Here is a 13,723-nt window from a genome sequence, read left to right as displayed (position 1 = left end):
CGTCAGATCTGGCAGTCGCCAAGGTCGGGGAGAAGGCGTATAACGGTTGCCATTATCGAAAAGACTGGTATCATACCGCGTCCTTTTATCCCCCGTTCTTTAACATCCAGTGGTGAACCTATGCATCCGATGCTGAATATCGCCGTGCGCGCTGCGCGCAACGCCGGTCAAGTAGTAGTAAAAGCCTTTTCCCAGCCCGAAAACATCGAGGCCATCCAGAAAGGCAGCAATGACTTCGTGACCAACGTTGACCGTGACGCCGAAGCGGCCATCATTCACACCATCAAAAAATCTTACCCGGAACACAGCATCATTGCTGAAGAGTCTGGTGAGATTGCCGGTACCAATCCGGACTACCAATGGATCATTGACCCACTGGATGGCACGACCAACCTCGTCAAGGGCATTCCGCACTTTGCCGTCTCCATAGCCCTGCGCGTCAAGGGCAAGACAGAACAAGCCGTCGTCTACGATCCCATCCGTGACGAGCTGTTTACCGCGACCCGTGGTAACGGCGCTCAGCTGAACGGCTACCGCATCCGTGTCGGCAAGGCCAAAGAGCTGGCTGGTACCGTTCTGGCCACCGGTTTCCCATTCAAGCAGAAGCATCACATCGAGCCCTACCTGAAGATGTTCCAGAGCATGTTCATCGAATGTGCCGACATCCGTCGTTCCGGTTCTGCCGCGCTGGATCTGGCCTATGTGGCCGCCGGTCGCGTCGACGGCTTCTGGGAGATCGGCCTCAAGCCTTGGGATACCGCAGCCGGTGAACTGCTGGCCAAAGAGTCCGGTGCCATCGTCACCGACTTCGTCGGTGGTCACAACTACGAAAACTCCGGCAACATAGTGGTTGCCAACCCGCGCGTTCTGAAAGAGATGCTCGGCAAGATCCGTGAGAACCTGCCGGAATCTCTGGCCAAGTAAGCCGTTACCCGCAACGCACACACATTGAACCCGGTCCAGGCCGGGTTTAATGTGATGGTCAGCCTGACCCACAGCCCAGCAGGCTACGCTTGCTGGGCTGTTTCTTTTCTACTTCAGGAGAGCATCATGGCAACTATCGCACTCTTTGGACTCGACATCGGCAAGCACTCCGCGGCTCACATCATGGATCGGGCATGATAGCCCACCAAGAATCCGGATAGATTAGAGCAAGCCTGCCCTGTCAGTACTCATCATCAATCTGGCCTTGCAAAGTTCAGGCTGACCATAGATTTTTATGTCTATTGCAAAGCAATTTATCTGCAAAGCCGCAAAACAATCCTGCCCGGCACCTACCATTCCCTCAGCCGGGAGCTTGATATACGCATGCACTCAGCAAGTGTCTTGCAATCGATATCAAGTCCCTCCCCTTTGCAACCTGCCCACCTTGGCTCAATCAGCCGCAAATAGGAGTTTATTCACTGGGCGCCGGCCTTTTCAATACTGTCGTCTTTGCCAAATAACAAAACCCGACCTGAGCCGGGTTTTGTTATCAATCCAACGGGGACAGTGCCAGCTCAGCGTGAGCCGACCCAGCACTGCCCTCATGTCATCAAGCCAGACGGAAGCGACCCATGGTCTGCTTCAGGCCAGCGGCCAGCTGGCTCAGCTCCAGACAGGCACGGGCGGTATGATCGGCGCCGATGGCAACCTCGTTGGAGGATTCATTGATCCGCTCCACGTTGCGACCCAGCTCATCGGAGACAGCATCCTGCTCGCCACAGGCACTGGCAATCTGAATGGCCATGTCGGCAATCTGGGCAACCGCTTCTTCAATTTGCTGAATGCCGTTGCTGGTCTGCTCGCTCTGCACCACGCACTGACGGATCATGTCACAGCTTTGGCCTGTCACCTCTTTCGCCTGGTTGGCGCGCGCCTGCAAGGTTTCTATGATGGCCACTATCTCGCCGGTGGATGCCTGGGTACGACCCGCCAGGGTTCGTACCTCATCGGCCACCACGGCGAAGCCACGACCCTGCTCACCGGCACGAGCCGCCTCGATGGCGGCGTTGAGCGCCAGCAGATTGGTCTGATCGGCGATGCCGCGGATCACGTCCACCACCAGATTGATCTGGGCAGATTCACGCTCCAGCTCGGCGACCAGGGTCCCCGCCTGTTCAATCTCCTCGGCAACCCGGGTAATGGCCACCAGCGAGCTCTGCACATCCTGATTGCCGCGACGGGCAAGGGCGTTGGCAGAGCTGGCGGATTCGGAAGCTGTCTCTGTGTTGCCTGCCACGTCAGCCACGGTCGCCTTCATCTGGGTCATGGCGGTCGCGACCAGAGAGATCTCCTGCTGCTGGCTCTGGATCCCTTGCGCCGATTGTTCGGAAACGGCGCTCACCTCTTCGATGGCAGCGCCAAGCTGAGTCACGGCAGCCACCACTTCTTCAATCAGACCACGCAGATTGTCCTGCATCTTGAGGGATGCCTTGGCCAGCATACCCAGCTCATCGCGACCTATGTGCTGACGATCCAGCTGATGGGTCAGATCACCGGCGGCGATGGCGTTGGCCTGCGCCACGACTGCGTGCAGCGGCAAACAGATCTGGCGTGTCAGGAACCAGGTCATGGCCATCATGAACAGCAGCAAGCCGCCGATGCTCACCATGGCAAAACTGGTCACCATGTTGACGCTGTCGAGCAGGCTGCCACGGTTCTCCTTCACGAAGCCGAGGTTCACCTCCACCAGGTTGTTGACCGACTGCTCCAGGGTGCCATAGGCGGCGTTTGACTGAAATAGCAACGCCTTGGCCTCGGCAGGCTGACCTTGCACCAGCATCTGATCAACAGCATTGACCGAGTTCAGGTACTGTTGCCAGTCCTGCTTGGCACGATTGAATACCTGACGCTCATGATCGGCACCGACCGTTGCCTCGTAGGCACGAAAAGCACGCTCGACCTTCTGGACATTGTCCTGGATGCGGCCACGACGGGCCTGCAGATCGGCGGCATCGTCAACCATCAACAGGGCAAACTGGGCACGACGCACATAGGAGACGTCGTAGAGCAACTTTTCTACCGAGAGCACGCTCGGCAGGGTGGAGTCGGTAAAGTTCAGCACGCGGTCGCGCACGCCGCGCAACTCGCTGGAAAGGAAAATACCGAATATCACATTGACGGCGGCAATGACCGCAAAAACCACGGCAATCTTTTTGCCGATAGACAGATTTTTATAAAACATGGTGGCTGGTGATCCTCAACTGCTGACAAGCAGGTGCACTGTGGCGATCACATCCGTATGAGCTGATACCCGGGCATTCCTGCCGGGAGGTGGGGCGTTGCGAAAGACCAAGGGAAGGGCGGGTTTCGCGAGGGCGGCACTTTACCATAAAACCGCTCACTCCTTCACCGGATTTATCGGCAAGAAAGCAAGTTGTTTTTCCCCATAACCAGACTTTCATCACGCACTTTTTATAGCGACCAAATCATTTCAAATAGTTAGCCGATGGGGACAATCGACGGGCGGGCATGGACAAAGCCGGTCAGGCTGGGTGTAATGCACAGGATGGTTACAAGCCATCCTCATCTGCTGTAGAGAGGTCAAGTTTATGGATAACGTGTCGGCCCTGCCGGTTTCCTCCTGGTCAGTCCAACTGCGCGAGCAGGTGCAGGCTCGCCCACTGACCGCCCTCGGTCTGCTCATCGCGCTGGCCGCCGTCTTGTTGCTGCTATTGCAGAGCCTCATCATGCTGGCGACTGACGATATGAGCACAGGCGTCCGTTATGGTCTCATCGGCGGGGTAGCGGGCTTTGCCGCCACCGCCCTCGGCGCCCTGCCGGCACTCTTCTTGCGTTCCGTGCCACAACGAGTGGAAGACGCCATGCTGGGCTTTGCCGCCGGCATGATGCTGGCCGCCAGCGCCTTCTCCCTGCTGCTGCCGGGACTCGAAGCAGCAGAAGGGATCACAGGGGATGGCTTTCTCGCCGCGGCCGTTGTGGTGGCCGGCATGACCCTGGGGGTGCTGCTGATGCTGGGGCTGGATCAGTTCACCCCCCATGAGCACGACAAGACAGGCCCCTGCGGCCCAGGTCACCAGCAGTGCTCCCGGGTCTGGCTGTTCGTGTTTGCCATTGCCCTGCACAACCTGCCGGAGGGGATGGCCATCGGGGTCAGCTTCTCTCAGGGGGACATGTCGGTGGGGCTGCCGCTGACCACGGCCATCGCCCTGCAAGACATTCCGGAAGGGCTGGCGGTGGCGCTGGCCATGTGCGCCGCCGGATTCAGACCCTGGGTTGCGGTATTGGTTGCCATAGCAAGCGGCTTGCTCGAACCCCTCGGCGCCCTGCTTGGGGTCGGCCTCTCCAGCGGCATGGCCATCGCCTATCCCATAGGACTGGGGCTGGCGGCGGGCGCCATGCTGTTTGTGGTCTCCCACGAGGTGATCCCGGAAACGCACCGCAATGGTCACCAGACCCACGCCACTCTGGGCCTGATGGCCGGCTTTGCCCTGATGATGACCCTCGACACCGCCTTGGGTTGATAACATGCTGATAAGTAGCCTGATATCTCATTCGTTGACGATACTGACATAGCTGGCATCGGGATCTCCCCGAGCCTTTATCGAGGGCCTGCATGACATGAGATCCTGGGTGGCCTCACTGCTTTGCCTGCTTGCCCCTGTACTCTGGGCAGCCAGTTCCCCCGAGGTTTATCACACGGCGGCGCAACCGGAATCGGCTCCCAAGTACATTGGAAACCCGGATGGCCGGATCGGCGGCATTTGCGTCGACCTGTTTCGCCTCATGGAGCAGCGAGAACCCGCCCTGCGCATCCAGGGCGATCAAGCCTTCCTGCCGCTAAGGCGGTTGGAGAAGAGCGTGCGGCATGGCCAGCTCGATTTTATCTGTGGTGTCGGCGACAACCCGGCGCGTCGGCATCAGTTCATCTATCTGCAACCACCTGTGTTTACCGTGCGCTACCACCTGGCGGTGCGCAGCGACGACACTGTCGAGGTCAAGGGCTGGGATGATGTCAGAGCACTCGGCAAGGAGGGCACCATCCTTATCAACCATGGCAGCGGCGCCATAGCGCGGCTGCAAACCATAGGCGGTCTCATCATAGATAGCGGCGGGATCAGCAGCTCCGCCAATTACCACAAGCTGCTGATGAAACGGGGACGTTTCGTCTATTACCGCTCACCGGGTTTTGAATTCGATATCCGCCAACACAACCTCGCCAGCCAGATCCGCATACTCCCGACCGTCATGGAGGAAACGCCCTTTTATATCCTGTTTTACCAGCAGACGTCGCCCGAGCGGCTTGGCCTGTTTGCCAACACGCTGCAACAAGTCGCCAACAGCGGGGAACTGGCCAGCCTGGTCGAGCATTACCGCTAGCGTATCTTTCCCCGCATCATCTGAATGCTCGGCGCCATCACCAACTTTTGTTATGATCCACAACAACTTATTCGGCCGTGCGGCCATCGAGACGAGGTGAGTGATGAAAGTAGGTATTATCGGCGCCATGGAACAGGAAGTGGCCCTGCTGCGCAGCCAGATGAACGAGCCAACCACGCTGCAACTGGGCGGCTGCGAATTCTATCAAGGCAAGCTGGCAGGCAAAGAGGTGATCCTGACTCGCTCCGGCATCGGTAAGGTCGCCGCCAGTGTCGCCACCAGCCTGCTGCTGGAAAAATTTGCCCCGGATTGTGTCATCAACACAGGCTCAGCTGGCGGCTTCGCCCAGGATCTGCACATCGGTGATGTGGTCATCGCCGATGAGATGCGCTTTCACGATGTGGACGTGACCGCCTTTGGTTATGAGATGGGCCAGATGGCACAGCAACCCGCCGCCTTCCCCTGCGATGGGAAACTGATCGCGGTGGCGCAGGATTGCATCGCCGAGCAAGGCAAGCATCAGACCAAAGTTGGTCTCATCTGCACCGGTGATCAGTTCATGTGCAAACCAGACGCCATCGCCAAGGCCCGTGCCGATTTCCCGCAGATGCTGGCAGTCGAGATGGAAGGGGCCGCCATCGGCCAGGTGTGCCACATGTTCAAGGTGCCCTATCTGGTCGTGCGCGCCATGTCGGACATCGCCGGCAAGGAACAGGTTGAATCCTTCGATGCCTTCATCGAGGTAGCGGGCCAGCATTCCGCCGAGATGATCATCAAGATGCTCGGCAAACTGTGATCGACCTCGCCACACTGGAACAAATGGCCGCCACTCCGGCGGCCATTTTGCTCGGGGCCGTGCTGCTGGAAGCCATACTGCCCTGGCCTGCCCAGTTCAGACTCTCTGCCCTGGTACCCCTGCTGACCCGCCTGGGCCACAAGGTTCACCGCCCCGATGGCTCCCCCCAGCAACAATTTCGGGCCGGCCTGCTGGCCCTGCTGGTCGTCTGGCTGCCATGCGCCGCCGGACTCTGGGCTGTGCGCAACCTCTCCCTCTCCGAGCCGCTGTTTGACCTGTTGTTTCTGTTGCTGATGGTAGAGTCCCGTCCATTGCGCGAGCTGGCCAAGGCAACCCGTTCCTTGGCAAGCCAGGAGACGCTGGTCGTTGCCCGCCTGCAGGCAGCTCCCTGGCTCAGGCGCGATACCGGCAAGCTCTCCGTGATGGGGATTGCCAAGGCCGTCAGCGAGACCTGCGCACTGCGCCTGGCAGGACAATGGGCGGGCCCCTTGCTCGGGTTTGCACTGGCGGGCGTTCAGGGGGCCCTGCTGTGGCGACTCGCTCAATTGATGGATCAGGGCTGGAGCCCAAAACAGGTGGCATTCAGCCATTTCGGCCGCGCCGCCGCCGTGCTTTATCAGGCCCTATGCACCCCAGCCATACTGCTGCTGGCACTGCCCCTGTGCCTGACCCAAGTGCGCCAGCTGGGCGCCAGGATGCGCACGGCCATTCAGTGGCCCTACCCCGCCATGGGCATCTTGCTCGCCCAGCTATCCAGCTCGCTTGGCATCCGGCTGGGTGGCCCCCGCTATTATCAGGACACCCTCTTTCGCTTCCCGGTATTTGATGCACCAAGCGACCCGGCCGCCGCCACTGCGCTACGCATACTCAACCGGTTGCAACTGATTGGCTGGGGTTGGTTCGCACTGGCCGCACTGCTCACAGTGCTGGAGCAACTCCATGGCTAACTATTTCGCCCTGCTTTGCCTGCTCTGCTGGTCGTTGACGCTGCAGGCTGCAACACCGATGCGCATCGTCAGTCTGACCCCCCATCTGACCGAGCTGTTGTTCCTCGTCGGGGCAGGTGATCGCATCGTCGCCACCGATGATGCATCGGATTTTCCGCCAGAAGTGAACGATCGCCCGCACGTTGCCAACTACCGCAGCATCAACCTTGAAGCCCTGCTGGCCCAGAAGCCGGATCTGGTGGTGGCCTGGCGCTCTGCCCAATCCCGCATGCTTGCACCTGTCGAACAGCTGGGGATCCCTGTGTTCTACTCTGAGCCCACGGATTTTGCCTCTCTGGCCACCGAAATTCGGGCGCTGGGAGCACTGCTGGACCTGGAGCAGACAGCGAACACTCAGGCCGATGCCTACCTCGCCAGACTGGCGGCGCTCAAGCAACGTTATGGTCAGCCCAATCATATCAAGGTGTTTTATCAGCTCTGGTATCCGCCCCTGACCAGCGTCAGCGGCTCGGCGTGGCCAGCCCAGGCCATCGAACTGTGCGGTGCAGAGAACCTGATGGCTGGCGCCAGAACCCCTTACCCTCAGGTCAATTTGGAGCAGGTGATCAAGTCTGACCCTGCGCTCATTCTGGCTGGTAGCCAGGATCCTGACGCTTTACGTCACTGGCAACAATGGCCCATGGTCGATGCGGTCAAACATCAACGATTGCAACTCATCAACTCGGATGAACTGCACCGCTTCACCCCGAGGGCGCTCAATGCCGTGGAAGAGGTATGCAATGCCATCGCTCGCGTGCAAGCAAAATAGCCACTGGCACTGGCAGTAACACAGCGATATTGAAAACAGAAACGCCGGCATCTGCCGGCGTCTTGTTGTGTCTGAAAACCATCTCGTCACTGAAAGGCATTACCTGCTGGTCAGGTATGTTTGAACACATTGAGCCCAGCAAAGTAGGTGGAGTCCTGCCGCTGGAATGCATCTGCATACATGACCTTGCTCTCCTCAAAGAAGCGCCCGAGTATTGATTCAGCTTCTTTCAGCTTTATTTCAAACTCGTCAGAGTCTGCATTTACCAAGGCCATCATCAGGCTGATGATATTGGCATAGAAATAGTTTATCGAGCCTATCATCACACGATAGAGATGGCATTCACGGCTCATGAGCAAGTAGAGCAGATAATCATGGTGTCGTTGCATAAGGGCCAACACGGCATTGTGCTCACGCGGCACCTGTTGCCAATCCGCTTGAAATTTATCTATCAGCTCATCGAAAAGCGACACATTGAGCGCGGCATTGAAGTCAATGCTGGTCATGTCGAAAGGCTGGAAGCAGCGATCCATCACCTCATCCATCAATCGTACTTTATCCAGTTCGGGCCAGGATGGCTGCAAGGATTCGACACCTTGAGGTATGGCGCCCTCGATATAGGCCCCATCACTGCTGTTGATGCAGCGCAAATCAGGATACTTATTCAGCACACGCTCCATATTATGGATGGCGAGCCCAAACAAATGATTGATGCGCACCTCCCCACCAAAATTGCCCGGTGCCGGGAAGGTATCTTTCAGATTCTCGTTATATTTGGCTTCTTTCTTGTCGTTGTAATACAAGCTCAAACTGGAGTGGTGTTTGCCGGCCGACTTGTAGCCATTATCAATGCCGAATAGATACACCTGCTTGAAGCCCAGCAAAGCGGCATAGTTGAGTCCGGTATTCCCCACAAACGGGTTGGAAAACTCAATGGTGTCATATTCAAATGCCTGACCAAAGGCACTGATCAGCATGGAAAACATGGGTTCATTGGGTTTGAACGTCAATCCCGTCTTGCGGAAGAATCCTTTGCACTCGGGGTGAATAACATCAACGCTCAGGAAGACGGTATCCTTGATAAAGTCATCGGCATCAAGAATGCGCAGGAAATCTGCCGAACTCTTGGTACGCTCTACGGCCACATAGATATCTGGCTTGACACCCGCCTTGTGAAGCGCACTGACAGCCGTACCACAGGCGATGATGACAGCCTGTTGCTGATGTTGCTTTATAAAGTCAATGCTCTGATCCAGAGAAGGACCATTGCCCACAACAAACACTGGCACCTGGCTGAATGCCGATGTATCACGCTGCCGCTTCAGGAACGGAGTTCCCTCTTGCAGATGATTATGGCTGTGAGCCAGCGCGTAGATATTGTCGTCAAAGAAGCCCCAGCCCGTTTTGAGCAGGTAAAACTCGCTCTCTACCTGATTTATCAGCGCGTGCAGCTTGGGAGAATGGTAATGGCAAAAAGAGAAGTAGCTAGCCGACCAGAATGCCCCCTTGCGATGGAGGGCTTCCATCATATCCGCTGCCAGCAGTTGTTCGTCAACACCGATGAACAGATGCAAGCTAAGTGACTCACGCTCCATATATTCGAACAATTCATGCCAATCGAAACAATAGAGTGAGGCATAGAACATATCGAGATCGGGCTCGAAGGCAAACAGGTTCCTGATCTTGCACTGCTCATAGAGATAACCCAGCTGGTATCCCAAGCCGATCCCGTACATCAGTGACAATGGAATATCTGAGTGCAGTGCACTGTTCAACCGCAAGCCTTCCAAGGCTGATTTTTCTTTTAATTTGGATATTTCATTATTAAATTTTATGTGGATCTGGCCATCGATATGCCACTGAGGAATAAAATCGATGCACTGCAACACACTCTGCTCGATCACTTCTGCTATCTGTGCCTGTACCTCTGCAAACGGATCCTCACCATAAAGAGAAACCCCATCATCAAGCCACAAGATATTGGGAATACCATTGTCATTGCAGAAAAAACGAAATGGCCGGACAGGCTGATAATCTTTGAAATAATCATGAATGCCGGGCATGTGTTTTGCGAAAGCAGCCATATTGAGCTGATGACGAACAGGCAGCACATCCAGCATGGCGGCTTCCTGTTTTTTTTGCCGCTCTAGGCGAGAGAGTTCATTTTCTACATCGGCAATGTTTTTATTAAAATCCATGATATGCCTAACCTGCATTCAGCTTGTAAAGATCAGAGGCGCGACCCGCCTTGGAAAACTGCAGCAACTCCTCTTCTGCAAGATGTTTCTCTTTTCCCACCCACTCATGGATGGCTTGAAACTGCTGCAATGCCTGACGGTGCTCAGCATCAAGCACAGCATCCGACGGAATGTGTTGAAACACACCATCAAGCGCACCGAGATAAGGCTCCACCAGCTTGTCAGCCGCCTGCAGCTGGCGCTGCTCAAGCAAAACCAACAGCTGGTTGCCAGTTTTCATCAATTCGACCAGAGGGCTGCAGTTCATTCCGCCCTGCCTACTTTCTGCTGTGCCAGCGCCTTGTCACGCTCTTCGACGGGGATCGCATCCCACCCGCTTTTTACGGTCAGCATCAGATTAATCACCTCGTCAACCGCACTGATATCCATATCCCGGCTGGCATCCATCATCCGGGCCTTCATGTAATCATAAAGCGCGAACAAGTCCTCGGGCACCTTGCCATAAGAGAGATCCAGCGAGTCCTGCAGGCCGTTGATGATGGCCATCGTTTTGGAAATGGACTGGGACTTGTGCTCAAAGTCGCGACGCTCAATCGCGCCACGCGCCTGAGCAAGACGTTCGAGACATCCCTGCATCAGTAGCTGAATGACACGATAAGGGTCGGCCACTGCCAGCTCGGATTGCAGACTCTGGGTGGTATAGGCTTTGATATTTTTCCGATACATAGAAACACCGATCCTGACTATGAATTACTGTTCTTGGTGTTGAGCAGGTTCAAATATGAGGCAGACTTGTTCATCTTGGCCAGCATGCTGTCCAGGCTCCCGTAACGGGCGCGCAGCGTCTCTTCGTACTTGGTCAGCTGGGCCGAAACATCCGACTGCTTGCGATTGACATCACGCAGATCCGAATTCAGGCTATCTTCCCGCTTGGCGAGCAAGCCACCGGTTTTGGAGTAACTTTCAAGCTGTCCGGCCATCTTGCCAGCCACGCCATCCTTGCCACCAAACAGGGCCACGACCTGGTCGAAGTTCTTGTCAACTGCTTCGTCGAATTTTGTAGAGTCAAGGGAGAGTACCCCCTTGTTGTCCATCTTGACACCCAGCTGAAAGATACTTGAAAACGTGGCGGAATTTTTGGACGGCTCAGTGATGGCCCCATTCATCATGTTTATCACGGCGCGGGTAGTGGCATCACCGGCCAAGGCACCCCCATCATTTTGACTGACCCCGGCAACAATCGAACTGCGCTTGCCAAGATCACCGCTCTTCTTCACCAGGGCGTTGTAGCCATCGATGAAGCTCTTGACCATGTCCTTGATGCCAGCCTTGTCTGTGGTCACATCCACCTTGTTGGACTTGAGCGTATTGTCCGCATTTTTGTCGGACTCTCTCAACACTGTTACCTTGAGCCCGAGAATCGTACCATCAAAGGTATTGCTTGCACTGGTCAGTGTGCTCCCGTCCACCGTGATCTCGGCATCCTGAGCAGTTTGGCTTTGTGTCAGCTTGGAGACAAAGTTGTCAGTCAACTCAGTGGTGTTGCCAGTAATCTGCAAATCCTTGCCAGTACCACTGACACCGGAGTCGATAACAAGTTTGGACTTGCCATTGGCCGTGTTCATGATGTTGACGCTGAGGCCAAAGTTATCGCCATCATTATTGATACGCTTGCGAATGGATTGCAGCGTATCCCCCGCTTTGACATCCACATCAAAGGTTTTGTCGCCCGCCTTGAAGGTCAGTTTCCCATCCTGGGTGATCACAGGGTCGGTGGATTTGTCAAATTCACCTTCAAACTTGCTGGTCTTCGCCAATTTGTTGACTGTGATGTCGTACTGCCCGTTGGAGGCCCCCGTTTTACTCTCCACCTTGAGTACGGGATTGTCCTTGTCCTGAGTAATGTTGATGGCGCGTTTGTTGAATGCATCGTCCTTGGACATCGCCTTGAGCGTGGTCACAAAGGAAGCGATGGCTGATTTCAGTTGCCCAACACCTGAGAGAGTGATTTGAGCATTGGTCTTCTTGGTGGTAATTGGCTGCAGCAGTTGTGCCTTTTTGGCATCCACACTGGCAGCAATCACAGACTCAAGATCGAGTCCCGAGCCGGCACCGGCAGAAGTTACTGTGGTCATACTCACTCTCCTCGTTATGCTTGCGTATTAGATCTCGTTATCGAGCAGCAGCCCGACACGGGAACCTCCGCCGGTCGCATCGCCTTCGCGCAGATCCTTGATCCGTTTGCTGATGGCCAGCAACTCTTCGCTCGGGATCTGACGGATCATCGACTTGGTGTGGGCATCCATCACCTTGATGACAACCTGCTCGAGATCCTTTTCGACACTGAAATTGACAGTCCATCCTTGCAACTTACTGAACTCTTGCAAGTTTTGGACCTCCTTTTCAATATCAACCTCAGAAATATCCTGTTTTCTGACTTTCTCTTGCGCCTTCTCCTCTTGCTGCTTCTTCACATCCTGTGCCATCACCCGCTGCTCTTCCGTCGTGCCAGATAGCACTTGAGCGGCCGATTGGCCGCTCTTGCTACTTGACTGAAGAGAAGAAGGAGTGACCGATGAGGGTATTCCAATGTCATTGGCCATATCGTCGCTCCTCTTTCTATCTCATCACTGCCTGTTAACCCAGCAGGGACAGGGCAGACTGCGGTCTTTGGTTGGCTTGCGCCAGGATGCTGGAGGCCGCCTGTTGCAGAATGTTCTGCTTGGTCAGGTTGGCTGTTTCAGTCGCAAAGTCGGCATCGCGAATACGAGAGCGTGCTGCACTCAGGTTTTCTGAGACGTTGGACTGGTTGCGAATGGTCGAGTCAAACCGGTTTTGCACCGCACCCAGCTCTGCCCGTTTGCTATCAACGGCCTTGATCATGAAATCAAGGTTGGCCATGGCCAGTTGGGCGGCACTGGCAGTGGTGATGCTGCTCACACTGCTGGAGGTCACTGCCGTGGTGCCCTTGGTCACAGTGTAGGGCTCGCCGGTAGCACTCGTGGCAACGGTAGCACTCCCCTTGGTCGATGACGCAATACCGCTGATGGTGAACGCGGATGTCATCTTGAAGGTGATGGTCTGACCGGCATCGGCACCCACCTGGAAGGACCCTTTGTAAGAGCCATCCAGCAGCTTCTGGCCACCAAAGGTGGTATCGCTGGAGATGCGGTCAATTTCGGTGGTCAGCTGATCGAACTCTTGCTGCAGTGCAGTACGGTCGTCAGTGTTGTTGGAACCGTTGGCGGATTGCTGGGCCAGGGTACGCATACGCTGCAACATGGAGGTGACTTCATCCATGGCGCCTTCAGCGGTTTGTGCAACCGAGATACCATCGTTGGCGTTGCGGTTACCCTGATCCAGACCATTGACTTGTGAGGTCAAACGGTTGGAGATCTGCAGACCGGCGGCATCGTCCTTGGCGGTGTTGATACGCAGACCGGAGGCCAGTCTGGTATAGGACGTATCCAGGGACTTGTTGGTGTTCATCAGGTTACGCTGGGCGTTCAGTGATGAAGTATTCGTGTTGATGTACATGGCCATAAAAATATTCTCCCGAAGAACATGCGACTGCGGGTTGCGCCGACAAAGCGACGTCCCACCGTTAGAAGAACAGGTTGAACAATCCTGTGTCTTCTGGCGGGTGTCTGTT

13 protein-coding genes are annotated in these 13,723 nt (G+C 55.8%); 6 read left to right on the top strand and 7 right to left on the bottom strand.

Translation table 11 applies throughout. The features are described from left to right. Positions 1 to 120 precede the first annotated feature (120 nt). Positions 121 to 924, top strand: coding sequence for an inositol-1-monophosphatase (gene suhB, locus AACX78_RS09805; protein ID WP_005310327.1), 804 nt, complete (start codon positions 121 to 123; stop codon positions 922 to 924). Between the two features lie 610 nt (positions 925 to 1,534). Here suhB and AACX78_RS09800 read toward each other — a convergent pair. After that, complete coding sequence (locus AACX78_RS09800; protein WP_159166076.1) at positions 1,535 to 3,166, bottom strand: methyl-accepting chemotaxis protein; 1,632 nt, start codon at positions 3,164 to 3,166, stop codon at positions 1,535 to 1,537. 367 nt (positions 3,167 to 3,533) lie between these two features. On the opposite strand from AACX78_RS09800, the gene AACX78_RS09795 reads away from it, so the two are divergent. From AACX78_RS09795 to AACX78_RS09775, 5 genes are all read left to right on the top strand, one after another. Next, a complete protein-coding gene (locus tag AACX78_RS09795; RefSeq protein ID WP_058394724.1) occupies positions 3,534 to 4,466 on the top strand; it encodes a ZIP family metal transporter in 933 nt (310 codons plus the stop codon). 97 nt (positions 4,467 to 4,563) lie between these two features. Next, positions 4,564 to 5,322 carry a substrate-binding periplasmic protein gene (locus AACX78_RS09790; RefSeq protein WP_159166075.1) on the top strand — a complete coding sequence of 253 codons (759 nt, stop codon included), beginning with the start codon at positions 4,564 to 4,566 and terminating at the stop codon, positions 5,320 to 5,322. A 103-nt stretch (positions 5,323 to 5,425) separates the two neighbouring features. Further along, complete coding sequence (gene mtnN, locus AACX78_RS09785; protein ID WP_042467693.1) at positions 5,426 to 6,118, top strand: 5'-methylthioadenosine/S-adenosylhomocysteine nucleosidase; 693 nt, start codon at positions 5,426 to 5,428, stop codon at positions 6,116 to 6,118. Then, positions 6,115 to 7,065 (top strand): cobalamin biosynthesis protein CobD/CbiB, encoded by a 951-nt coding sequence (locus AACX78_RS09780; protein WP_201302825.1) that lies wholly within the window; start codon positions 6,115 to 6,117, stop codon positions 7,063 to 7,065. Before mtnN ends, AACX78_RS09780 begins: the two co-directional genes overlap by 4 nt. After that, positions 7,058 to 7,873, top strand: coding sequence for a cobalamin-binding protein (locus AACX78_RS09775; protein ID WP_159166074.1), 816 nt, complete (start codon positions 7,058 to 7,060; stop codon positions 7,871 to 7,873). The genes AACX78_RS09780 and AACX78_RS09775 overlap by 8 nt, the downstream gene beginning before the upstream one ends. Before the next feature lie 110 nt (positions 7,874 to 7,983). Here the strand turns inward: AACX78_RS09775 and AACX78_RS09770 are convergent, their stop codons facing one another. The 6 genes from AACX78_RS09770 to flaB are packed head-to-tail and all read right to left on the bottom strand — an operon-like array spanning position 7,984 to position 13,614. Next, positions 7,984 to 10,071, bottom strand: coding sequence for a motility associated factor glycosyltransferase family protein (locus AACX78_RS09770; RefSeq protein ID WP_201302824.1), 2,088 nt, complete (start codon positions 10,069 to 10,071; stop codon positions 7,984 to 7,986). A gap of 7 nt (positions 10,072 to 10,078) precedes the next feature. Continuing rightward, positions 10,079 to 10,351, bottom strand: coding sequence for a hypothetical protein (locus AACX78_RS09765; protein ID WP_236556312.1), 273 nt, complete (start codon positions 10,349 to 10,351; stop codon positions 10,079 to 10,081). A 23-nt stretch (positions 10,352 to 10,374) separates the two neighbouring features. Beyond that, positions 10,375 to 10,797: a flagellar export chaperone FliS gene (gene fliS / locus AACX78_RS09760; protein ID WP_125607838.1), complete on the bottom strand. Its 423-nt coding sequence runs from the start codon at positions 10,795 to 10,797 to the stop codon at positions 10,375 to 10,377. Between the two features lie 17 nt (positions 10,798 to 10,814). Next, entirely contained in the window at positions 10,815 to 12,206 is a 1,392-nt protein-coding gene (gene fliD, locus AACX78_RS09755) for a flagellar filament capping protein FliD (protein WP_159166072.1), read from the bottom strand. A gap of 27 nt (positions 12,207 to 12,233) precedes the next feature. Beyond that, positions 12,234 to 12,674 (bottom strand): flagellar protein FlaG, encoded by a 441-nt coding sequence (locus AACX78_RS09750; protein ID WP_034523542.1) that lies wholly within the window; start codon positions 12,672 to 12,674, stop codon positions 12,234 to 12,236. A gap of 34 nt (positions 12,675 to 12,708) precedes the next feature. Further along, positions 12,709 to 13,614 (bottom strand): flagellin B, encoded by a 906-nt coding sequence (gene flaB, locus AACX78_RS09745; protein WP_159166071.1) that lies wholly within the window; start codon positions 13,612 to 13,614, stop codon positions 12,709 to 12,711. Positions 13,615 to 13,723 lie beyond the last annotated feature (109 nt).

The organism is Aeromonas sp. 9A (genome assembly GCF_963900955.1).
GTDB lineage: Bacteria > Pseudomonadota > Gammaproteobacteria > Enterobacterales > Aeromonadaceae > Aeromonas > Aeromonas salmonicida.
The sequence above is the reverse complement of the archived record's forward strand: the minus strand, read 5'-3'. Positions and strand labels throughout refer to the sequence as shown.